This is a genomic window from Vibrio sp. TBV020, from assembly GCF_046056895.1.
Lineage (GTDB): Bacteria > Pseudomonadota > Gammaproteobacteria > Enterobacterales > Vibrionaceae > Vibrio.
Genome location: NZ_JBEEAQ010000003.1, coordinates 674,050 through 696,988, shown reverse-complemented (window position 1 = coordinate 696,988; position 22,939 = coordinate 674,050). Strand labels below are relative to the sequence as shown.

Below are 22,939 nucleotides of genomic sequence, written 5' to 3'. Positions count from 1 at the left end.
CCTAGTTTTGTTGCTCGATGGCAATAACTTGGTCACCATCACGCACAAACCCTTGTCCGGTTGTGACAATTTTTACTCGCTCACCAAGACCCGTTAGCCAAACTCCATCTTGCTCAGCCTTAACCAATTGAATAGGAACAAATTCGATATGATCTTCAACCAAGGTTTTGACCCCAAGGTTACCCGACTCATCTAATGCCAACATTGCAGGGGTTATTTTGATTGCCAGCTGATCTTGCAGGTTTAGTGTCACTTCAGCGCTGACACCCGCAGGAATTCTTTGCTCAGGGTTAGGCATTTCTATTTCAATCGGGAATGTATTGGTGGAAGCAGAAGAAACACGCGAGATATAACGCACTTTACCTACCGCTTCTTGGCCATTGATAAAGCGAACTTTTGCATCTTGGTTAGCAAGTAGATCTTGGATATGACGCTCACTCACATCAGCTTCGATAATGACCTTTTCTAGATCAATTAAGGTCGCAACCGGATCACCCACACCGACAAAGTCACCTGTTTCAATAAACAGATGATCAACTACGCCACTAAATGGGGCTGTTACTGCAGTGTTTCTTAAAGCAATCTTGGCATTGCTCACCATCGCTTTAGCTTCGACTAAGCCTGCTTGAGCATTCGTGAACGCAACTTCCCCTTGCAGACCTTTGCTTTTTAGCGACTGCGCAGCTTTAAACTCTTTCTCTTTTACCTTCAACACAGCTTGAGCACGCTGAAGTTGAATTTCGAGGTCGCCTTTATCAATCAGAGCAATCACTTGCCCTTGTTCAACACTCTGTCCTTTTACAACCTTAAGCTGAATGATTTTCCCTGCAATTTCAGCCCCCAACTTGGCTTGCTTATTGGGTGCAGTTCTACCGTATAGATCGATGGTTTTGTGCGTGGATTGAGCCGTAAAATTGGTATAAACCACCTTAGCTAACGGGATATCTTGCGCTTCTTTCTGGGGAGAAGAGTCTTCTGCATTTAACATTCCTACGCCAAGCCATAGCGTCAGTAATGTCACTAAAATTAAGGAGATCAAATAAGGGCGAACCGCGAAAAATCGCAGAGGTGAAAAACTAGCCATAACTGTCCTTAGTGTTGCTGCGTTATATCGAACTACGGATTAAATGCCATGAAACAACATTCTGATTTATGTGTTGCTACTAAGAGGTAAACGAGAACTATTTATCAGAATATAAATTAACCACTAAAAAATAAAATACAGTTGGACAGTAATTTAGACTAGGTCTCAGTTTCTAGAATAATAGGGCAGCAAAATAATAAAGGACTAGATAAAACAAAGGCTGCAAACGCAGCCTTAGGAAAGTGAGTAGCGATTAAACGCTAAATGATGCACCACAACCACAAGTGGTCGTTGCATTCGGGTTATTCACAAAGAAACGTGAGCCCTCAAGACCTTCAGTATAGTCAACCTGACCACCAACAAGGTATTGCAGACTCATTGGGTCAACGACTAGCGTCACACCACTGTTTACGATGGTTGTGTCACCTTCATTGACGTTTTCATCAAAAGTGAAACCGTATTGGAAACCACTACAGCCGCCACCTGTGATATACACGCGCAGTTTCAGTTCTGGGTTCTCTTCTTCAGCAATCAAAGCCCCTACTCGTTTAGCGGCTGCGTCTGAAAATGTTAGTGGGATATTTACTTCGCTCACGATGACCTCTCTCAGTCGTCTAGTTCCAGACCGCTCTCACCATCTGGAGTTTTATCTTTTAATATTACGGTGATTATCTAATACCTGAGTGAAGCGTTCAAGTATTCACCACTTTTGAAGCTATTTTTTACACGAAATCTGTTCTATTTGCTGTCAAAGTACTCAGAATGTGGTGCAAAGCGTTTTATTGAATGGGATTGGACAGGTACAATGCGAGCCAAATTGGTCCGAGCAATCAAAAGAGGATATCCCATGACCAAATCAGCAGATCTATTTCAAAAAGCACAGCAAACCATTCCTGGTGGCGTGAACTCTCCAGTACGTGCTTTTAATGGCGTTGGTGGCGCACCGATTTTCGTTGAGCGTGCCGATGGCCCATTGATTTTTGATGCTGACGGCAAAGCGTACATTGACTACGTTGGCTCTTGGGGTCCAATGATCCTTGGTCATAACCATGCGGTAATTCGTGAAGCTGTGATTGACGCAGCGCAACGTGGTCTAAGCTTTGGCGCTCCAACTGAAATGGAAATCGCTATGGCTGAGCTTGTTTCTGAACTTGTACCATCAATGGAGCAAATCCGTATGGTGAGCTCTGGTACTGAAGCAACCATGAGTGCGATCCGCCTAGCACGTGGTTACACTGGCCGCGATAAAATCATGAAGTTCGAAGGTTGTTACCACGGCCACGCAGATAGCCTATTAGTTAAAGCCGGTTCTGGCGCACTAACACTAGGCCAACCAAGCTCTCCTGGCGTTCCTGCTGATTTTGCTAAGCACACACTAACAGCAACATTTAACGACCTTGATTCAGTACGTGAGCTATTTGCAGCCAACAAAGGTGAGATCGCATGTATCATCGTTGAACCTGTTGCAGGCAACATGAACTGTATCCCACCAGTAGAAGGCTTCCACGAAGGTCTACGCCAAATCTGTGATGAAGAAGGCGCACTACTTATCTTTGATGAAGTAATGACTGGTTTTCGTGTCGCTCTTGGTGGCGCGCAAGGTTACTACAACATCAAGCCAGACTTAACTACGCTAGGTAAAGTAATCGGTGGCGGTATGCCAGTAGGCGCGTTTGGTGGTCGTAAAGAAGTGATGCAGCACATAGCTCCAACAGGCCCAGTTTACCAAGCGGGTACTTTATCAGGTAACCCAGTAGCAATGGCTGCGGGTTTTGCATGTCTGAATCTACTAAAAGAAGAAGGTAATGAGAAACGCCTTGCTTCGAAAACCAAACAATTAGCTGATGGATTCAAAGCTCTTGCTGACAACCACGGCATCCCACTAGTCGTTAACCAAGTCGGCGGCATGTTCGGTTTCTTCTTTACGGAACAAGAAACAATCACCCGTTATGAAGACGTGACTAAGTGTGATATCGAACGCTTCAAGCGCTTCTTCCACTTAATGCTTGAGCACGGCGTTTACCTTGCACCATCTGCATTCGAAGCAAGCTTTACTTCTCTGGCGCACGGCAGCAAAGAGATTGAAGCAACACTAGAAGCTGCAGACCGCTGTTTTGCGATTCTAGCGAAAGAAGCTTAAGCCGATTCCAAATGACAAAAAGCTGCCTATGGGCAGCTTTTTTATTGCCAATTGATAACGACCAAAACCGCAAGTAGGCCAAGCAATAAAGAAAACCAAGGTACCTTTCGTCTCTTTTCTGCCGTCTCTCCTGAGCACTTATCTTTGTTACAACATCCCATAAATTGACGCCCCGCTGACTAACTTTTTGATTTTAAATTGAAGACTAGAAATTTTGCAGCCATTATACTGATATAAAGTCGAAAAATTGGACAACTATTGTGTCAGAGAAAGTCAAAATAACTTCCAGTCATTGGGTATTGATCGTTGCCCTATTAGCTGCTGGGTTCGCGAGTTTTCTACTCTTAGAGCCTTATATCAACTCCATTGTCATGGCTTTCATCATATCTCTATTGATGTTTCCAATTCATGAATGGATTGAGAACAAGCTACCCAATCACCGTAATATCAGCTCGCTAATTTCTTGTGTTATTCTTACATTTATTATCGTTGTACCTTTGTTATTCGTGTTTGGTGCCATTGTTCAGCAAGGTTCTACCTTCTCCCAAAACGTCTATCAGTGGGGCACTCAAGGGGGGATTCAAACCATCTTTGAACACCCATGGGTAATAAAAGGACTGTCATTAGTTAATACTTACTTACCGTTCGATACTATAAAACCACAAGAGATTGCTCAGAAAGTTGCTCAATTTGCTACATCGTTCGGCAGTAACTTAGTCGGGATGAGCGCAAAGATATTAGGTGATGCCACTAATTTCTTAATGGACTTCTTCTTGATGTTGTTCGTGCTATTTTTCCTTCTTCGCGATCACGATAAGATCATCAGCGCACTGCGTCACATTTTGCCTTTTTCACGTAGCCAAGAAGACAAGCTACTGGATGAAATTGAACAGGTTTCCAAATCTGCAGTAATGGGCTCTTTCTTAACCGCAATCGCACAAGGCTTTGCTGGCGGCATCGGTATGTGGCTCGCTGGATTCCCTGGACTATTCTGGGGCACGATGATGGGCTTTGCTTCCTTTATCCCAGTAGTGGGGACCGCTTTAATCTGGATTCCAGCCGCTATCTACTTATTCCTGACGGGCGATACAACTTGGGCCATTTTCCTAACGGTTTGGAGCGTTGCGATTGTAGGCTCTATTGATAACCTATTACGTCCACTGCTTATGCAAGGAAGTGGCAGCGCAGGTATGAGTACCCTAATCATTTTCTTCTCATTACTGGGTGGTTTGCACTTATTCGGTTTGATTGGCTTGATTTATGGCCCACTGATTTTTGCAATTACCATGGTGCTGTTCAATATCTATGAAGAAGAGTTTCAAGACTTCTTAGATCAGCAAGATCGCAGCTAATAAGCTAAGGCGATTTATCACTACAAGAGGAGGGAGGATTATGCGAAAATCCTCCCTCAATTTTTTACACCGAGTTCATTATGTCTGCTTACATCGCCCCAAGCCAAATAGCCCAGCGCCAGCTTGCTTACTTTGAAGGTAAACATGTACTAGTTGCAGGAGAAGCTGAAGATCTTTTCCCGGTAGAGCTAGCGAATCATTGCCACTCCGTTACGGTTTTCACAACTAACTACGGTTACCACAGACAGCTTGAATCTCAGCCTAAGATTACCAGTGTGTTTGGCGCAGAGTTTGACCAAGAAACACCGGCAGACGTGGTATTACTGTATTGGCCGAAAGCGAAAGCGGAAGCGGAATACCTACTTGCGATGCTAATGGCAAAACTTGGTGAAAATACAGAAATTGTCGTGGTCGGAGAAAATCGCTCTGGTATTAAAAGCATTGAAAAGATGTTTAAGCCATATGGCCCAATTACGAAATATGACTCCGCTCGACGTTGTTCTTTTTACTGGGGACAGTGTACTCAAACTCCTGAAGCTTTTGAGCTCGATAAATGGTTCAAGAGCTACCAAGTCAGCTACAAAGAAACATCACTAACGATTAAGAGCTTACCTGGAGTATTTAGCCACGGTGAATTTGATATTGGCAGTAAACTGCTTTTAGACACACTGCCTAATCTAACTGGAAAGGTGCTCGATTTCGGCTGTGGTGCTGGTGTGATTGGCAGCGTAATGGCAACTCTTAATCCTGGAATTGAACTCGAAATGTGTGATATCAGCGCATTAGCTGTTGAATCTAGTAAAGCGACACTCGTAGCCAACGGTCTAACGGGTAAGGTGTTTGCTTCAGATGTCTATTCAGACACAAGTAATGATTACGACTTCATTATAAGCAACCCTCCATTCCACGCAGGTCTAGATACGAGCTATAGCGCGACTGAAACCTTGCTGGCTAAAGCCCCAAGCTATCAGAACAAAGCCGGACAACTGCTTATCGTGGCAAACAGCTTTCTCAAATATCCACCAATTATTGAAAAAGCCTTTGGTAATTGCGAGACGCTAAATAAGACCACCAAGTTCGCAATCTACAGCGCTAAAAAGTAATCTATTCGCCCAATCTTCCGTTAGATTGGGCAAACCTTCATCGCAATTCGATAAAATTGGGCTTGTCTCCACGCTTTCCTTGCAACTTACTTGTCAAAGTAAAAAAACTCGTTAATTTTGTCATCTTAGGAAAATAACGTTTTTACCTAGCTTGTAACGTGCCATTCAACACAGCAAGCTGAATTCTTACGGAAAGTCTAAATAGATCATGTTTAAGCTGTATCGAAAGCAAAAATTTAAGCGTCTACAGAGTACGTTAATGCTCGCGTTTCTCGTCTTGAGCATTACTCCTCTCACTGTTATCGCAATATTCTTTTTACAATCCCATACTAAAGATCTTCAAGAGCAGAGCACTTCACACCTTGTTTCTGTTCGTGATAGTAAGCAACAGCAAGTTATCGACTATCTGTATGCGAAAGAATCCGAAGTAATGGGCTTTGTTCGTTCGGAGTTAGCTTATGCTAGTGGTGGACGATTCTATGGACTCGTTAATGCATTCAGAAGCTTAGGTCTCGATATAGACCAAGCGCGTCAATACGCACAAAAGCGTTACATTGAAGGTTCTGGTGATCAGATAAAAACGTCAATCCTACCCCAATCTAGCATTTACAACGGTACCGAACGATACCGATTACTGCATAAACGTTATCACTGGGCTTACCAAGAGTTGCTGAAACGTTCGGACTTTGACGACATTCTACTGATCGATAGAGAAGGTAACGTCACCTACTCCATTTATAAATATGACAATTATGGGACCAACCTACTCACCGGAAAGTATAAAGACGCTAACCTAGGCCAGACATTCGCGAAGCTACAAAGCTTAGTGACCGAAAAGCGTAAAACAAATGAAGATTTTACCCCTGTGATTATTTCAGATTTTTCACAAGAGCAAGGGAAATCAGTCGCATGGTTTGGTGCTCCTATCATCCAACAAGGTTACCTACACAGTTACGCAATGTTCAGGCTGCCTAATAACGGTATTACTAAGCTGATTGCGGATACCAACAACATCGCGTCAATGAAGACACTATTAGTGGGCAGCGATCATCAATCTCGTACTTTGGCTTATCAGCAAGAAGATATTGATAAAAGCCGTCAAGTAGTTGACCTTGCACTTGCGGGCTTAACCAATGTTGGGACTTACTCAAACACTGAAGACGAAGCAATCATTGCCGCTTACAGTCCAATATCTTTAAAAGGGATTGATTGGGCAATTGTGGTCGAAGTACCAGAGAGTGTTGCTTTTGCTCGAGTTCACCAACTTGAAACGCTGTTTATCTTCGCAATGCTGACAGCTGTTTTGCTAGTTGTAATGGCTTCTCACTACCTTTCTAACTTCATCACGGCTCCACTGCTGAAACTAACATGGGCAGCGGAGAAAGCATCTGCTGGTGATCTTGATACTGATATTACCAATACTCAACGTAAAGATGAGATCGGTCGATTAGCCGTTAGCTTCGAACGCATGCAGCGCTCTATTCGCGAAAAAATATTACTGATAAAACAACAAAATGAAGAGCTAGAGAGCAACTTAAAGCTGATCCAAAAGCAAAATGAAGAACTTCAGCTAGCTAACAAGCTAAAAGATGAATTCTTAGCGACGACTTCTCACGAACTGCGCACTCCATTACATGGCATGGTAGGTATCGCTGAAGCCTTAGCTTCTGGCGCAAATGGACCAATTACTTCAGAGCACAAATACCAACTCGATATTATCATCAGTAGTGGTCAGCGCCTTGCGACTTTGGTTGATGACCTGCTTGATTACCACAAGATGCGCTACGGCAATTTAGATATCGATACCAGTGCCGTTGACCTTTCTGGAGCTACGCGCCTAGTACTTGAGCTTTCTTCTCACTTACTCGGCAGCAAGCCGATTCGCATCATTAACCAAGTACCAAACGAGCCAGTGTGGGTAAGCGCGGATCCACAACGACTAGAGCAAGTGCTATATAACTTGGTCGGAAATGCCATCAAATACACAAGTGAAGGTAAGATCGTTATTTCTGCTAACGTCGTTGATGACCATATCCGTGTGCAAGTCGTCGATACAGGCCAAGGGATCCCTGCCGATCAACTAGAACATATTTTTGAACCGTTAATTCAAGCAGGCAGCGATTCGAGTCGCTACCGCCAAGGTGCAGGACTAGGTTTGTCTATCAGCCGTCAGCTTATTGAATTGATGAACGGCTCACTATACGTAAGTAGCCAGCCAATGGTTGGGACAACCTTTAGCTTTACTCTTCCGATCGCTTCCCTTGAACAAATTGAAGCAGCAAACCAGTATGAAGCGCCGCATTTCAAAGCGCCGGAAACTGGTAATATTGAGCTGACTGAGCCAGCTACCTTGCCAGAGAACCCAGATGGCCCGCTGCTGCTTGTGGTGGATGATGAGCCGGTAAACTTAAGAGTATTAGATAGCTTCCTACGTCTAGAAGGATATCGTGTTCGAACTGCAAAGGACGGTCATGAAGCTCTCGCTGCAGTTGAAAAAGAAAAACCTGAGCTACTGCTGTTAGACATCATGATGCCAGGAATGAGTGGCTACCAAGTTTGTGAGTCTCTACGTGAGACGTATGATCACGCTGCGCTACCAGTGATTATGCTAACCGCCTTGAACCAAACAGATGATAGAGTCCGCGGCTTTAATGCGGGTGCGAATGACTACCTATCTAAGCCATTTAATAAACAAGAGCTTGCTGCTCGTATCGTTGCGCACCTTACCGCAAGTAAAGCAGAGCAAAGAAGGTTGGAAAACCAAGCGCTTCAGCTAGAGCTAAAACATCGAGCTATGGTTGAAGCAAGTTTACTAGAAACTCAAGGACGCTTGTTAGAACAACTGGAAACTGCTCCTGAAGCCATTGTCTGTGTTAGAGATGACAACAAGATACGCTTTGCTAATGAAGCGGCATCTCGCCTATTTAAACGTTCAACAGAACAACTGAAACGTTCTAATGCTGATGAATTGATTGCTCCTAAATTCCTAAATGTAGTCCAAGAGCATTACTGTGGCATCATTGATATCTATGTCGAAGACGTCAGACAACACCTCTCGGCAGATATCCTAAAACTGCCTGAGGGAGCAGGCTTGAAGTCGATGTACATCTTTAACGTTGGCGGTAGCATCAATGCATCTCGCATTAACAACTTAGAGACTGCAATTGAAGCATTATCGAGTTTTGCCTTTGAAGGGGACAAAGCCAAGCTTCAGGAACTAAAAGAACTCGGCGGCGAATTTACTCGCTTAGCTGACCGTGTGGCGAGTGATAGTAAATCTAAACAAGAAGTGATGCGTGAAGTCCTCGTTGATGCAATGACAAGCGCACTCTCTTATTGGGAATCAGTTACAGGGCAAACTAAGTTCGCTTTCGCTGAGCAAAGTGGCTTATGGCGTGTGTATCTAGACAGAAGTACATTGCAAACCCGTACACTCGATAAATACTTACGTCCAGAGACGCTACCTAAAACACCACGTTGGAGAACGGTTCTGAGTTCACTCGATTACATCTTAGAGCACTGTAATGAGCAAAGCCCTGAACGCTCACATATCGAAGCGCTGCGTGACAAATTACACCACTTACTTACCAGCTAACGAGTGGCCAATTAAGTAACAAGAAAGCCTGCCATGTGCGGGCTTTTTTATTGCCTTCAGCTGCCTACATTGAACCCAACATTGAGTTATTACGCTACGTAAAACAACACTAATCAACGTCAACAATGACTTCTATAAATCCGCTTTAAGAGGCTATAAAAAGGGGCTAAATCTTAATATCTGAACAAAAAGAGTTCATATTGCGAAGGCAATCACAACAATACGGCAGTTTTTATTTAAGTTCGTAAATTAACACTATCTAGCACCAGTGACCAAGATCTCAAGATTAAATACAGGCAGCAAATACATTATATAAAAAGGCATAAGAAGTAAGTGACCACTCACAAGAAAAATTAAAGGTGGTATGTTATGCGACCCAGTTCAAAGTGCAAATTGCGAACAAAAATACAGCAACTTAGTTGTTTTCAACGGAATTGACGATGTTAAGTGGGGTTTTAACGGTTTTAACGGGAATAGCAATTGCTAAAATTAACGTTAAGGTGTTTTCTTACTGTGCCTAAGGCCTACAGGCCACTCTCGAACCTTGACCTCCTCCGGTGAAAGTTCAAATAGAGAGGTAGGCCTTAGTGAGTGTTTATCAATTGATAACATTCCATCCATATAAGTGAAATGAAAGCAAATAGTAAGGAACAGCTATGCTTGCCAACATTAAAAAAACAGCACTAGCAACAGCAATTATTGCAACAGCAACAACAGGATTCACATCTGTTGCAGCAGCAGCTGAACGCAGTGAACTGACGATCCACCCTAAAGAATTTACTACATTCGTTCGTAACTTTAACCCGTACCTAGGTGCTACTAACCTACACACTACAACTGACTTCTTATACGAGCCACTAGTAGTATTCAACGAAATGCAGGGCAACACACCAGTATTCCGTCTAGCAGAGAACTACACAATTGCAGACGATCTACGAAGCGTTGTATTTGACCTACGTAAAGGCGTGAAGTGGTCTGACGGTGAAACATTCAATGCAGACGACGTCATTTTCTCTTTCAACTTAGTTAAAGAGAAGCCAGAGCTAGATCAAAGTGGTATCAACTCTTGGGTTTCTAGCGTTGAAAAACTGAACGACTACCAAGTTAAGTTCAACATCAAAGAAGCTAACTCAAATGCTCCTTACGAAATCGTAAAAGTACCTGTAGTACCAGAGCACGTTTGGAAAGATGTAAAAGACCCATCAACCTTCACTAACGAAAATCCGGTAGGTTCAGGTCCATTTACTGAGATCGATACATTTACAGCTCAACTGTACATCCAGTGTGCTAACCCTAACTACTGGGATGCAGACAACCTAGACGTTGACTGTCTACGTGTTCCTCAAATTGCAAACAACGACCAGTTCCTAGGTAAAGTTGTAAACGGCGAAATGGACTGGACGTCTTCATTCATTCCAGACATCGACCGTACTTACGCTGCTGCGAGCCCTAACCACCAATACTGGTACCCACCAGCAGGTACGCAAGCATTCGTAGTTAACTTCAAAAACCCTGATGCAGCTAAGAATGAAGCACTAACTAATGTAGACTTCCGTCGCGCATTCTCTATGGCTCTTGATCGTCAAACTATCATTGATATCGCATTCTACGGCGGTGGTACAGTGAATGACTTCGCTTCAGGTCTAGGTTACGCATTTAAAACTTGGTCTGATGAAGGCATTCATAAGAAATACCAAGGCTACAACACATACAACGTTGAAGGTGCTAAAGAGCTTCTAGAAAAAGCGGGCTTTAAAGATGTGAACAAAGATGGTTTCGTTGACACTCCATCTGGTAAGTCTTTCGAGCTACTTATTCAATCACCTAACGGTTGGACTGATTTCAACAACACAGTTCAGCTAGCTGTTGAGCAACTTGCTGAAGTAGGCATCAAAGCGAAAGCTCGTACGCCAGACTTCTCTGTGTACAACCAAGCGATGCTAGAAGCAACATATGACGTTGCTTACACAAACTACTTCCACGGTGCAGATCCACACCTATACTGGAACAGTGCGTACAACTCAGAGCTTCAAGCTGGTGATGGTATGCCTCGTTTCGCGATGCACTTCTACAAGAACGATAAGCTAGATGGTCTTCTAAACAGCTTCTACAAGACAGCTGATAAAGACGAGCAGCTAGAAATCGCTCACGGCATCCAGCAAATCATCGCTGCTGACCAGGTAACTGTTCCTGTGATGTCTGGTGCTTACATGTTCCAATACAACACAACTCGCTTTACTGGTTGGTGGAACGAAGAAAATCCTAAAGGCCGTCCAAACATTTGGGCTGGTATCCCAGAGCGTCTACTACACGTACTGGACCTAAAACCAGTTAAATAAGTAGTTGTTCTATCTTGTGGCGTACTTTCTGTGCGCCACTCAATCCCCCACTCTATGAGTTATTTGCAATATGGCGCCAGTCGTCAGGGGATTATTCGCTCTAAATTTGAACTTTCGCTAGGAGCGACCTGAAACCAGAAACAGGGAAAATCTGGGTGAGTAAGGTGTGAGTTATGGGTTATTTTTTAAGACGTTTGTCGTTTTACTTTGTCGCTTTATTAGTTGCTGCGACGCTAAACTTTATTATTCCTCGTGCAATGCCGGGTGATCCGGTAACCATGATGTTTGCTAACGCTTCGGTACAGGTAACGCCGGAACGTATTGCCGCAATGAAAGAGCTTCTTGGCTTTGTTGATGGCGGTTTATTTACACAATACGTTGCCTACATGAAAAACATTCTTAGCTGGGAGCTAGGTACATCAATCCAATTCTACCCTCTGTCAGTAAATAAACTATTAGGTGGTGCTTTCGGTTGGTCTCTATTCCTAGCAGGTTCAGCAGTAATCCTTTCTTTCTCTCTAGGTTCAATCCTAGGTATTTTTGCTGCTTGGAAACGTGGTAGTAAGTACGATGCCTTTGTGACTCCTGGGATGCTAATCATTCAAGCCGTACCACAGGTTGTTATCGCAATGATGGCACTGTTCATCTTCGCTATCGGTTTGAAATGGTTCCCGACAGGCTACGCATATACCGCAGGTACAAGCCCTGACTGGACCAGTTGGGCCTTCTATAAAGACGTCGCTTATCACGCTGTACTTCCTTTGTTCTGTGCATCCGTCATCCAGATTGGTGGCTTCTTGGTAAACATGCGTAACAACATGATTAACCTACTAGCAGAAGACTACATCACAATGGCGAAAGGTAAGGGTCTTAGCGAAAATCGTATCGTATTTAACTACGCTGCGCGCAACGCTCTTCTTCCAAGTGTGACTGCTCTTTCTATGTCTCTAGGTATGGCAATTGGTGGTCAGTTAATTATTGAAATCATCTTTAACTACCCAGGTCTAGGTACTGTTCTTCTAAACGCTATTCATGCTCGTGACTATCAAGTTCTTCAAGGCCAATTGATCATCATGACGCTATTCATGCTGTCGTTTAACCTGATTGCCGACATGCTTTACGTTGTTCTAGATCCTCGCCTTCGTAAGGGAGGGAAATAATTATGAAAGACTTATTTAAACTTATTCTTGGTAATGCATACGCATGTGCAGGCTTAGTGATTGTTTCACTGTTTATCTTTATGGCCGTTGCTGCGCCAATGATTACCAAACACGCTCCAGACAAACGTTCAGGCAACCCACACGAGTACCCTAGTTTTGTCGTGAAGTCTGCCAAAGCTAACCCAGATGGTTGGATTGCAGAGAACCTAGCGACTGACCGACGCACAATGATCATGTCTAAGAAAGCTGATCACGTACTAGGTACAAGCCGTATGGGCCGTGATATCTGGTCTCAACTTGTTCACGGTGCTCGTATTTCTCTTGGTGTTGGTTTCGGTGCAGGTTTAACCGTTTGTTTCCTTGCAACAGTAATTGGCATTTCAGCAGGTTACTTCGGCGGTCGAGTCGATGACGTTCTGACCGCTGCCATGAACATCATGCTAGTTATTCCTCAATACCCATTGTTATTTGTTCTAGCGGCATTTATTGGTGAGGCAGGACCGCTAACCATTGCCATCATCATTGGTTGTACATCCTGGGCTTGGGGTGCGAGGGTGATACGTTCGCAAACTCTTGCACTGCGTGAAAAAGAGTTTGTTAAAGCGGCTGAGGTTCTTGGTGAGTCTTCATTCCGTATCATTTTCGTTGAGATTCTACCAAACCTAATTCCAATCGTAGGTGCGAGCTTCATCGGCTCAGTAATGTACGCAATCGGTATGGAATCAATTATTTCATTCCTAGGTCTTGGCGACCCAAGCACTATCAGCTGGGGCATCATGTTGTACAACGTACAAACTTCATCAGCGATGCTTATCGGCGCTTGGTGGGAAGTCATCGCACCTTGTTTAGCACTAACAATACTTGTTACAGGTCTAGCACTACTTAACTTCGCGGTTGATGAAATTGCTAACCCTCAGCTTCGTTCGCACAAAGGTATGAAGCGTTGGAAAAAACTAGCAGAGCAAGATAAGAAAGAGCGTGAGCCTGAGCTTGCACCTCAAAATGCACTTTGGAGCGGAGATAAATAATCATGACAGCACCACTCATTTCTATCCGCAACTTATGCGTTGACTATATTACAGCCGCGGGCGATGTCCGCGCCTGTAACAACGTAAGCTTTGATATCGCACCAGGTGAAGTATTTGGTTTAGCTGGTGAATCAGGGTGTGGCAAATCTACCGTTGCTTTCTCGCTAATGCGCCTTCATAAGCCACCAGCATTTATCACTGGCGGTGAGGTTATCTTCAACGGTGAAGACATCATTAAATACAGCGACGAGCGTATGCAAGCATTCCGTTGGAGTGAGATGTCTATGGTGTTCCAAAGTGCAATGAACGCATTGAACCCAGTACTGACAATGGAAGACCAGTTCTGTGACGTAATCATGCGTCATACCAACATGACGCGCGATCAAGCTCGTAAGCGCGCTGAAGGTTTACTGGAAATCGTCGATATTCACCCTAGCCGTCTAACGGATTACCCTCACCAGTTCTCTGGTGGTATGCGTCAGCGTTTAGTTATTGCTATTGCGCTCGCATTAAACCCTAAGATGATCATCATGGATGAGCCAACGACTGCTCTTGACGTAGTTGTTCAACGCGAAATTCTACAGAAGATTTATGCACTGAAAGAAGAATTTGGTTTTTCTATCCTATTCATTACTCACGACCTTTCACTGATGGTGGAGTTCTCAGACCGTATCGGAATCATGTATTCCGGCGAGCTGATCGAAGTTGCCCCATCAAAAGAGATTTTGGAAAGCCCTTACCACCCTTACACCAAAGGATTAGGTAGTTCTTTCCCTCCACTAACTGGCCCTAAAACGAAGCTAACGGGTATTCCAGGTAATCCATTAAATCTTTTAGAGGTACCACAAGGTTGTCGTTTCCAAGCTCGCTGTGATCGCGTGCACGAAGCCTGTACTCGTGTACCAACTCAGCTACGACAAATAGAGCCAAATCGTTTCTCAAACTGCCACCTATATGGTGAGCCAATCGCTCACGCGAAGCTCTAGAAAGCCATTGAGAAATAATAATAAAGATTACTGGAGACAATCATGAGCAAAGAATTTGGTGAACTACTAATCGAAGGGAAAAACCTAGTTAAGGATTTCCCAATCAATAGTAATTCCTTACAACAACCTATGATGCGTGCAATCAATGACGTGTCATTCAAGATGTACAAAAGCCGCGGCTTGTCTGTGGTAGGTGAATCGGGGTCTGGTAAATCAACGACTGCGAAGATGATTGCCAAGATGTATGCACCAACGTCAGGCGAAATCGAATACAAAGGACGCGACATCCAAAGCATTAAATCTCGTTCTGATCTAATGCACTACCGAGAAGGTGTGCAGATGGTGTGGCAGGACCCATTTGGTTCTCTTAACCCAACTCACAACATTTACCACCATATTTTGCGTCCATTGCTGATCCACAAAAAAGTGGATCCTCGCAATAAGAAAGAACAAGAAGAGCGCGTTTACGATCTTCTAGAACAGGTAGGTTTGATCCCACCAAAAGAGACGGCACAGAAGTACCCTCACCAGTTATCCGGCGGTCAACGTCAGCGTGTAAACCTGGCGCGTAATATTGCTGTTGGTGCTGAAGTGGTATTGGCCGATGAGCCAACGTCCATGCTAGACGTATCGATTCGTGCAGGTGTTTTGAACCTGATGGAAGAGATGAAGTTTGAGAAGCAAATGTCTCTGCTTTACATCACTCACGATATCGCGACAGCACGCTACATCGCTGAAGATCTTGCAGTTATGTACGTTGGGCACATGGTTGAGTGGGGTGATACAGAAGAGATCATTCACAACCCTCAACACCCATATACTCAGCTGTTAGTGTCAGCGGTTCCAGATCCAAGCAAATCAATTCACGAGAAGCTCAAAGGCAACAAAGGCGAAATTCCGTTGTGGACTCCTGCTTCTGTTGGTTGTCCATTTGCAGGCCGTTGTCAGCACGCTTCTGACAAATGTCGTGAACAACTACCTCAAGTGACTCAGCTTTCTGATAACCACTTTGTCCGTTGTTACCTATACGAAAATTAATGACTTACGCCAAGGGCTAAGCTCTTGGCGCTTCAACTAGACCTATAACATATTAATTTCGGAGATTTTGATGCTGCTACTTACTAACCATATTGGTTATGAAGCCCTTGGGCCTAAGCAGGCTGTTTTGATGACTCGTAAAGCGCGTCTTTCATCTACCACTGCGCTGTTAGTTTGTGCTGACAGTCATCAAACTGTAGCGTCTTTTAGTATCAATAAGGGTACAAAAGTCGCCAACTGGCACCAAGGGAATTTTTTTCGCATTGAATTCTCTCAATTTGAACAAGTCGGCCGCTACTACCTGAAAGTCGATAATTTACGTTCTGAAATCTTTCAAGTCGGCCAAGGTTTATTGCTTAAGAATACCTTCTCTGACGTACTGCACTACTTTAAATCTCAACGTAGTGGTGGTCGTTTTGATAAACAAGATCACCAAGCTCCCCTACTAGGCTCAGACAAAACCGCTGATGTTCACGGCGGCTGGTATGATGCTTCTGGTGATGTTAGTAAATACTTAAGCCACCTTTCTTACGCCAATTACCTTAACCCTCAGCAAATTCCTATGGTTGTTTGGAATATGTTCAACGGCGCTGAGCTTATTAAAGATAATGACAACGTCCCGCTGTTTTCAAAAGTTCGCCTGACTGAAGAAGCACTCTTCGGCGCTGATTTTTTAGTTCGTATGCAAGACGAAGCAGGCTTTTTCTATATGACAGTGTTTGATAAGTGGTCTAAAGACATCAAACAGCGAGAAATCTGTGCTTATGCTACACAAGAAGGTCATAAGTCAGATGATTACCAATCAGCATTCCGACAAGGTGGTGGGGTTGCGATAGCAGCATTAGCCGCCGCATCTCGCCAAGATGAACATGGAGAATATCAATCAGCGGAATACCTAGACGCTGCTACTCGCGGTTACTGGCACTTAAAAGAGCATAATCATCAATACCTCAATGATGGTGAAGAAAACATCATTGATGAATACTGTGCTCTACTTGCCGCAGTTGAATTGTATAAAAGCACTCGTAACCCTGAGTTTTTAACAGAGTGTCGATTGTGGAGTGACAAGCTACAGCAACGCCAGCTTTGTGACGAACAGTTTAATCATTTCTGGTCTGCGAATAATGACGGTAGCCGTCCATACTATCACGCAGCAGAAGCAGGTTTGCCGGTCATTGCACTATGTGAGTACCTTGCCATCGAGTCCGATGAGACTCTTCATAGCTCAGCACTTAAGACAGTCACTCAAGCTGTTGAGTTTGAATTGACGATCACGTCACACGTCGCTAACCCATTCGGCTACCCACGCCAATATGTTAAAGCAGTTGATGGCGACAAACATGATGCTTTCTTCGTCGCTCACAACAATGAAACTGGCTACTGGTGGCAAGGTGAAAACGCTCGATTAGGCTCTTTGAGTAGCATGGCTTTCTTTGCCCTTCCACACGTTCAAGACCCAGCGTTAAAACAAAAGCTAACGACATTCTCACAAGATTGCCTTAACTGGATTCTGGGCTTGAACCCGTACCATATGTGTATGTTAGATGGCCACGGCCATAACAACCCAGACTACCTACCAGATCTTGGCTTTTTCAATACTAAAGGTGGAATTTGCAATGGCATTACTGGTGGATTTGACGATGAAGAAGACATTGCCTTTAACCCGCCAAAACAAAAAGACGACATGTTGCAGAACTGGCGTTGGGGTGAGCAATGGATTCCTCACGGAGCTTGGTATTTGCTCGCCGTTTTGAATCATTCGACTTACTTCATAGCCAAGGGAGAAAAATAATGACCCTTTACTATGTAGGCATTGATGGTGGCGGTACTTCTTGCCGAGCACGTATTCGAACTGAAAATGGTGAGTTTGTCGGCGAAGCCAAAAGTGGCAGTGCAAACATTTTGCTAGGTGTTGATGTCGCGATGGCTTCAATTGTCGATGCCATTACTCAAGCAGCTAAACAAGCAAACCTAAGTGAAGCAGACTTTTCTGCAATGCATGTAGGTCTTGCATTGGCAGGCGCAGAGCAAAAATCTGCTTGGCACGAATTTATGGCTTTGCCTCATCCATTTGCTTCTATCGTTCTCAACACCGACGCATACGGTGCATGTGTTGGCGCGCACAATGGTGATGATGGTGCAATCATGATTGCAGGTACCGGTTCTTGTGGCATCTACTTAGCTAGCGGGACTCAACATGTTGTAGGCGGACGAGAATTTCCAATTTCCGATCAAGGTGGCGGTGCGGTTATGGGGCTTCGCCTGATCCAGCAAGTTCTACTCGCACAAGACGATATCATTGAGGAAACACCTCTTTCTCAGCATGTTATGTCTCACTTCAACAATGATGTTGACCAAATTGTCGAGTGGTCGAAAAGCGCCCTACCTCGTGATTACGGTCAGTTTTCACCAGCGATCTTCAAACATGCTCATCAAGGCGATCCATTAGCGATCAAAATGCTGAAACAAACGGCTGCTGATATAGAGATGTTCCTTGTCGCATTAAATCGTAAAGGCGCTACTCGCATCTGTTTGATGGGCAGTATCGCTGAACGAATAAAAGCTTGGCTTTCTCCACCAGTGCAAGCTTGGGTTGTAGACCCTCAGTTTGACGCCATCGAAGGCGCTCTTATGTTTGCTGGTCAGCCAGAACATAATTTGTATTAAGGATAAAATGATGAGCTACCGCGTTGAACTTGCAGTACTTTCTGAACAAAAACAGTTTTGTCGCTTTGGTTTAACTATCCATAATCTTAGTGATAAAGATCTGACGGATTGGCGTCTGCAATTTATCATCGACCGTTATATTTTGCCTGATAGCTTCACCCATGGTGAAGTAAAGCAAATTGGTAGTTTTTGTACCGTGCAACCAGATGTTACTTGTTTAGAGGCAAATCAGCACTACTACTGCGAATTTAGTATTAATACTGCGCCACTTCGTTTTTATACCGATGGCTTCAAGGACGCTCTGATCCTAGCAAATGGTGGTGCGGACAAATACCCAGTAACCTTGACTCCAATTGCGCTAGCCTCACCTTATCGCGAGCGTAGTGAGTTACCTCATGCAACGCCAAATGAGTTAGCATTAATTCCCAAGCCAAATCATATTGAACATCTTGAAGGGGCATTTTCACTAACCCATTCAAGTCAAATCACACTACAAGCTTCACTAGCAGAAAAAGCGGCGACGTGGTTACAGCAGGAGCTCACCCAGCTCTACGGATTCAATGCACCTGCTATTGGCCAAAGCGACATTGTTTACCGAAACAACCCAACCCTTGATGAAGGGGAATACCAATTAACGGTAGGTAGCTCAGGGGCTCGACTAGAGTCTGGCTCTCGCTCGGGCTTCGTTCATGCAAGCGCAACACTTATCCAACTGATTCGTGTCGACGAGAAAAACCGTTTAACCATCCCTTATATTAAGATCGTTGACCGACCACGCTTTAAATATCGTGGCATGATGCTTGATTGCGCTCGACACTTCCACCCTCTCGATAGAGTAAAACGCCTGATCAACCAACTGGCTCACTACAAGTTCAACACCTTCCATTGGCACCTTACTGATGATGAAGGGTGGCGTATTGAGATCAAATCTCTACCTGAACTTACCGCCGTTGGCGCATACCGTGGCACACAAACGTCTATTGAGCCTCAATATAGTCATCTAGCCGATGTGTATGGTGGATATTACAGTCAAGACGAGATCAAAGAAGTCATCGCTTTCGCAGACGAAAGAGGCATTAATATCATTCCAGAGATCGATATTCCTGGACACTGTCGAGCAGCAATTAAATCTTTACCTGAATTACTGTCAGATCCAAACGATCAGTCTCAATACCGCAGTATTCAGCACTACAACGACAACGTGCTTTCTCCTGCACTACCAGGTACTTACCTCTTCTTAGATAAAGTTCTAGAAGAAGTCGCTCAACTCTTCCCATCCACTTGGATACATATTGGAGCAGACGAAGTGCCTGACGGTGTGTGGCTAGAAAGCCCAGCATGCCAAGCATTGATGAAACAAGAAGGTTATCAAAGCGCTAAAGAGCTTCAAGGACACCTGCTTCGCTATGCAGAAAAGAAACTGCGTTCATTGGGTAAACGCATGGTTGGCTGGGAAGAAGCACAACATGGCAACAAAGTCAGTAAAGACACCGTTATCTATTCATGGTTGAGCGAAGAAGCTGCACTTAATTGTGCCAAACAAGGCTTCGACGTGATCTTACAGCCGGGGCAATCGACTTATCTGGACATGACTCAAGATTACAGTCCTGAAGAACCTGGCGTGGATTGGGCGGCAGTCATCCCACTTGAAAGTGCTTATCGCTATGAACCTCTTGCTCAAGTGCCTGATACAGACCCAATTCGCAAACGTATTTTAGGTATTCAATGTGCTTTATGGAGCGAGATTGTGATTCATCAATCTCGCATGGATTACATGGTTTTCCCAAGATTGACCGCAATGGCAGAAGCTTGTTGGACAGAGAAATCTGAAAGAGATTGGGACAACTATCTATCACGGTTGAAGAGTCACTTGCCTCTACTTGATAAACAAGAAATTGAATATCGACACCCGTGGAAATAACAACTGAGCGAATGGTGGCCATTCGCAGTTTTCACTAGCTTAAAATTTTGGCTACCCCGCTGGTAGCTTGGTAAAAAGGAAATTAACATGAAATACGGCTATTTCGATAACGACAATCGCGAATACGTCATCACTCGACCTGACGTCCCTGCGCCATGGACTAACTACCTAGGCACAGAGAAATTCTGTACTGTTATCTCACATAACGCTGGTGGGTACTCTTTCTACAACTCTCCAGAATATAACCGTGTTACCAAATTCCGCCCAAATGCGACATTCGATCGCCCTGGGCACTACGTGTACCTGCGCGATGATGAAACCGGTGACTACTGGTCAATCTCTTGGCAACCTGTCGCGAAAAGCTTAGATGAAGCAAATTACGAAGTTCGTCATGGCCTGTCATATTCTAAGTTCAAATGTGAATACAGCGGTATCACAGCGACAAAAACGCTATTCGTTCCAAAAGGTGAAGACGCTGAATTATGGGACGTTGTTATCAAAAACACGTCAGATAAACCGCGTACCATCAGTGCGTTCTCTTTCGTTGAGTTCTCATTCAGCCATATCCAATCTGATAACCAAAACCATCAGATGTCCCTATACTCTGCGGGTACTGAATATCGTGAAGGCGTTATCGAATACGACCTTTACTACAACACCAACGATTTCGAAGGTTTCTACTACCTAGCATCAACGTTTAGCCCAGATTCATACGACGGTCAGCGTGACAGCTTCTTAGGCCTCTACCGTGATGAAGCAAACCCTATCGCAGTAGAGCAAGGTAAATGCTCAAACACAGCCCAAACTTGTTACAACCATTGTGGTTCACTACACAAGCAGTTCACTATCCAACCAGGAGAAGAAGTACGTTTCGCTTACATCCTAGGTATCGGTAAAGGCAATGGTGAACGCCTACGTGAAAAATACCAAGACCTTGCTAACGTTGACGCTGCCTTTGCTGGAATTAAACAACACTGGAATGAACGTTGTGACAAGTTCCAAGTGAAATCACCAAACGAAGGTCTAGACACAATGATCAATGCTTGGACGCTTTACCAAGCTGAAACCTGTGTTGTTTGGTCTCGTTTCGCTTCATTCATTGAGGTCGGTGGACGTACAGGTCTTGGCTACCGAGATACTGCGCAAGACGCTATTTCTGTGCCGCATGCAAACCCTCAAATGACTCGTAAGCGTATCGTGGATCTTCTGCGTGGTCAGGTGAAAGCAGGTTACGGTCTTCACCTATTTGATCCAGACTGGTTCGATCCTGAGAAAGCCGATGTCGCTCCATCTAAATCTCCAACCGTAGTTCCTACACCGTCTGATGATGACAAGATCCACGGCATTGAAGATACGTGTTCTGACGATCATTTATGGTTAGTTCCAACAATCTGTAAATACGTGATGGAAACAGGCGAACACAGCTTCTTTGATGAGCTGATCCCTTACGCTGATGGCGGTGACGCTTCAGTATATGACCACATGAAAGCTGCGCTAGACTTCTCCGCTGAGTACGTAGGTCAAACAGGTATCTGTAAAGGTCTTCGCGCAGACTGGAATGACTGTCTAAACCTAGGCGGTGGTGAATCTTCAATGGTTTCATTCTTACACTTCTGGGCTCTACAAGAGTTTATCGACCTAGCTAAGTTCCTAGGCAAAGAAGAAGATGTAGCGAAATATACAAAAATGGCGGCGAACGTTCGTGAGGCGTGTGAAAGTCACCTTTGGGATGACGAAGGTGGTTGGTACATCCGTGGTCTGACTAAAGATGGTGACAAAATCGGTACTGCGCAGCAAACAGAAGGGCGAGTTCACTTAGAGTCAAATACGCTAGCAGTATTGTCAGGTGCGGTTTCTCAGGAGCGTGGTGAGAAAGCGATGGATGCCGTCGATGAGAACCTGTTCTCTGAATATGGCCTGCATCTAAACTCACCATCATTTGCAACACCAAACGATGATATCGGTTTCGTTACACGCGTATACCAAGGTGTGAAAGAAAACGGTGCAATCTTCTCGCACCCTAACCCATGGGCGTGGGTTGCTGAAGCGAAACTTGGTCGTGGTGACCGTGCAATGAAGTTCTACGATGCACTTAACCCATACAACCAAAACGACATCATTGAAAAACGTATTGCAGAACCATATTCGTACGTTCAGTTCATCATGGGTCGTGACCACCAAGACCACGGTCGTGCAAACCATCCTTGGTTAACAGGGACATCTGGCTGGGCATACTTTGCAGTAACCAACTTCATTCTAGGTGTTCGCACTGGCTTCGATGGCCTAACCATTGATCCATGTATCCCGACGAACTGGCCTGGTTTTGAAGTAACTCGTCAATGGCTAGGGGCGACTTACAACATCAAAGTAGAAAACCCAGACTCAGTGAGTAAAGGCGTGAAGTTGATTACTGTGAATGGTGAGCAAGTCACAGGACACGCAGTCCCAGTTCAAGCGGATGGCAGCGTAAACGACGTTGTTGTTGTTTTAGGTTAATTGTCAGCAGAGCCTCTTAATCAGAGGCTC

The 22,939-nt window shown here is 44.4% G+C and carries 15 protein-coding genes; 13 read left to right on the top strand and 2 right to left on the bottom strand.

Annotated elements, in window-relative coordinates:
* Window position 1 precedes the first annotated feature (1 nt).
* Together AAFX28_RS11245 and erpA are read right to left on the bottom strand one after the other, a co-directional pair.
* Window positions 2-1,084, bottom strand: a complete 1,083-nt coding sequence (locus AAFX28_RS11245) for an efflux RND transporter periplasmic adaptor subunit (RefSeq protein ID WP_408687715.1) — start codon at window positions 1,082-1,084, stop codon at window positions 2-4.
* 253 nt (window positions 1,085-1,337) lie between these two features.
* Window positions 1,338-1,679, bottom strand: a complete 342-nt coding sequence (gene erpA, locus AAFX28_RS11240; RefSeq protein ID WP_408687713.1) for an iron-sulfur cluster insertion protein ErpA — start codon at window positions 1,677-1,679, stop codon at window positions 1,338-1,340.
* 252 nt (window positions 1,680-1,931) lie between these two features.
* Here erpA and hemL point away from each other — a divergent pair, with 252 nt between their 5' ends.
* The 13 genes from hemL to AAFX28_RS11175 all read left to right on the top strand — a co-directional run bounded on the left by hemL (window position 1,932) and on the right by AAFX28_RS11175 (window position 22,909).
* Complete coding sequence (hemL, locus tag AAFX28_RS11235; RefSeq protein ID WP_408687711.1) at window positions 1,932-3,224, top strand: glutamate-1-semialdehyde 2,1-aminomutase; 1,293 nt, start codon at window positions 1,932-1,934, stop codon at window positions 3,222-3,224.
* A gap of 260 nt (window positions 3,225-3,484) precedes the next feature.
* Window positions 3,485-4,576, top strand: a complete 1,092-nt coding sequence (locus AAFX28_RS11230) for an AI-2E family transporter (RefSeq protein WP_408687709.1) — start codon at window positions 3,485-3,487, stop codon at window positions 4,574-4,576.
* 80 nt (window positions 4,577-4,656) lie between these two features.
* Complete coding sequence (gene rsmC / locus AAFX28_RS11225) at window positions 4,657-5,679, top strand: 16S rRNA (guanine(1207)-N(2))-methyltransferase RsmC (RefSeq protein WP_408687707.1); 1,023 nt, start codon at window positions 4,657-4,659, stop codon at window positions 5,677-5,679.
* A gap of 208 nt (window positions 5,680-5,887) precedes the next feature.
* Complete coding sequence (locus tag AAFX28_RS11220; protein ID WP_408687705.1) at window positions 5,888-9,274, top strand: response regulator; 3,387 nt, start codon at window positions 5,888-5,890, stop codon at window positions 9,272-9,274.
* Between the two features lie 656 nt (window positions 9,275-9,930).
* A complete protein-coding gene (locus AAFX28_RS11215; RefSeq protein WP_408687703.1) occupies window positions 9,931-11,613 on the top strand; it encodes an ABC transporter substrate-binding protein in 1,683 nt (560 codons plus the stop codon).
* 173 nt (window positions 11,614-11,786) lie between these two features.
* Window positions 11,787-12,773: an ABC transporter permease gene (locus AAFX28_RS11210; protein WP_408687701.1), complete on the top strand. Its 987-nt coding sequence runs from the start codon at window positions 11,787-11,789 to the stop codon at window positions 12,771-12,773.
* A 2-nt stretch (window positions 12,774-12,775) separates the two neighbouring features.
* Window positions 12,776-13,801 (top strand): ABC transporter permease, encoded by a 1,026-nt coding sequence (locus tag AAFX28_RS11205; RefSeq protein ID WP_408687699.1) that lies wholly within the window; start codon window positions 12,776-12,778, stop codon window positions 13,799-13,801.
* Between the two features lie 2 nt (window positions 13,802-13,803).
* A complete protein-coding gene (locus AAFX28_RS11200; RefSeq protein ID WP_408687697.1) occupies window positions 13,804-14,787 on the top strand; it encodes an ABC transporter ATP-binding protein in 984 nt (327 codons plus the stop codon).
* Between the two features lie 42 nt (window positions 14,788-14,829).
* On the top strand, window positions 14,830-15,825 hold the full coding sequence (locus AAFX28_RS11195; RefSeq protein WP_408687695.1) for an ABC transporter ATP-binding protein: 996 nt from the start codon (window positions 14,830-14,832) through the stop codon (window positions 15,823-15,825).
* A gap of 70 nt (window positions 15,826-15,895) precedes the next feature.
* The gene (locus tag AAFX28_RS11190) at window positions 15,896-17,617 is read left to right on the top strand and encodes a glycoside hydrolase family 9 protein (RefSeq protein ID WP_408687693.1); all 1,722 of its coding nucleotides are present in this window, start codon (window positions 15,896-15,898) and stop codon (window positions 17,615-17,617) included.
* Window positions 17,617-18,492: a BadF/BadG/BcrA/BcrD ATPase family protein gene (locus AAFX28_RS11185; protein ID WP_408687691.1), complete on the top strand. Its 876-nt coding sequence runs from the start codon at window positions 17,617-17,619 to the stop codon at window positions 18,490-18,492. Before AAFX28_RS11190 ends, AAFX28_RS11185 begins: the two co-directional genes overlap by 1 nt.
* A 10-nt stretch (window positions 18,493-18,502) precedes the next feature.
* The gene (locus AAFX28_RS11180; RefSeq protein ID WP_408690861.1) at window positions 18,503-20,413 is read left to right on the top strand and encodes a beta-N-acetylhexosaminidase; all 1,911 of its coding nucleotides are present in this window, start codon (window positions 18,503-18,505) and stop codon (window positions 20,411-20,413) included.
* An 87-nt stretch (window positions 20,414-20,500) separates the two neighbouring features.
* Window positions 20,501-22,909, top strand: coding sequence for a GH36-type glycosyl hydrolase domain-containing protein (locus tag AAFX28_RS11175; RefSeq protein WP_408687689.1), 2,409 nt, complete (start codon window positions 20,501-20,503; stop codon window positions 22,907-22,909).
* Window positions 22,910-22,939 lie beyond the last annotated feature (30 nt).

Bases quoted from the DNA above. Each gene is read 5' to 3' on its own strand.
- AAFX28_RS11180 (WP_408690861.1), top strand. From the start codon at position 18,503: ATGAGCTACCGCGTTGAACTTGCAGTACTTTCTGAACAAAAACAGTTT.
- hemL (WP_408687711.1), top strand. From the start codon at position 1,932: ATGACCAAATCAGCAGATCTATTTCAAAAAGCACAGCAAACCATTCCT.
- AAFX28_RS11215 (WP_408687703.1), top strand. From the start codon at position 9,931: ATGCTTGCCAACATTAAAAAAACAGCACTAGCAACAGCAATTATTGCA.
- AAFX28_RS11205 (WP_408687699.1), top strand. From the start codon at position 12,776: ATGAAAGACTTATTTAAACTTATTCTTGGTAATGCATACGCATGTGCA.
- AAFX28_RS11245 (WP_408687715.1), bottom strand. From the start codon at position 1,084: ATGGCTAGTTTTTCACCTCTGCGATTTTTCGCGGTTCGCCCTTATTTG.
- AAFX28_RS11175 (WP_408687689.1), top strand. From the start codon at position 20,501: ATGAAATACGGCTATTTCGATAACGACAATCGCGAATACGTCATCACT.
- AAFX28_RS11200 (WP_408687697.1), top strand. From the start codon at position 13,804: ATGACAGCACCACTCATTTCTATCCGCAACTTATGCGTTGACTATATT.
- AAFX28_RS11210 (WP_408687701.1), top strand. From the start codon at position 11,787: ATGGGTTATTTTTTAAGACGTTTGTCGTTTTACTTTGTCGCTTTATTA.
- rsmC (WP_408687707.1), top strand. From the start codon at position 4,657: ATGTCTGCTTACATCGCCCCAAGCCAAATAGCCCAGCGCCAGCTTGCT.
- AAFX28_RS11220 (WP_408687705.1), top strand. From the start codon at position 5,888: ATGTTTAAGCTGTATCGAAAGCAAAAATTTAAGCGTCTACAGAGTACG.
- AAFX28_RS11195 (WP_408687695.1), top strand. From the start codon at position 14,830: ATGAGCAAAGAATTTGGTGAACTACTAATCGAAGGGAAAAACCTAGTT.
- AAFX28_RS11190 (WP_408687693.1), top strand. From the start codon at position 15,896: ATGCTGCTACTTACTAACCATATTGGTTATGAAGCCCTTGGGCCTAAG.
- AAFX28_RS11185 (WP_408687691.1), top strand. From the start codon at position 17,617: ATGACCCTTTACTATGTAGGCATTGATGGTGGCGGTACTTCTTGCCGA.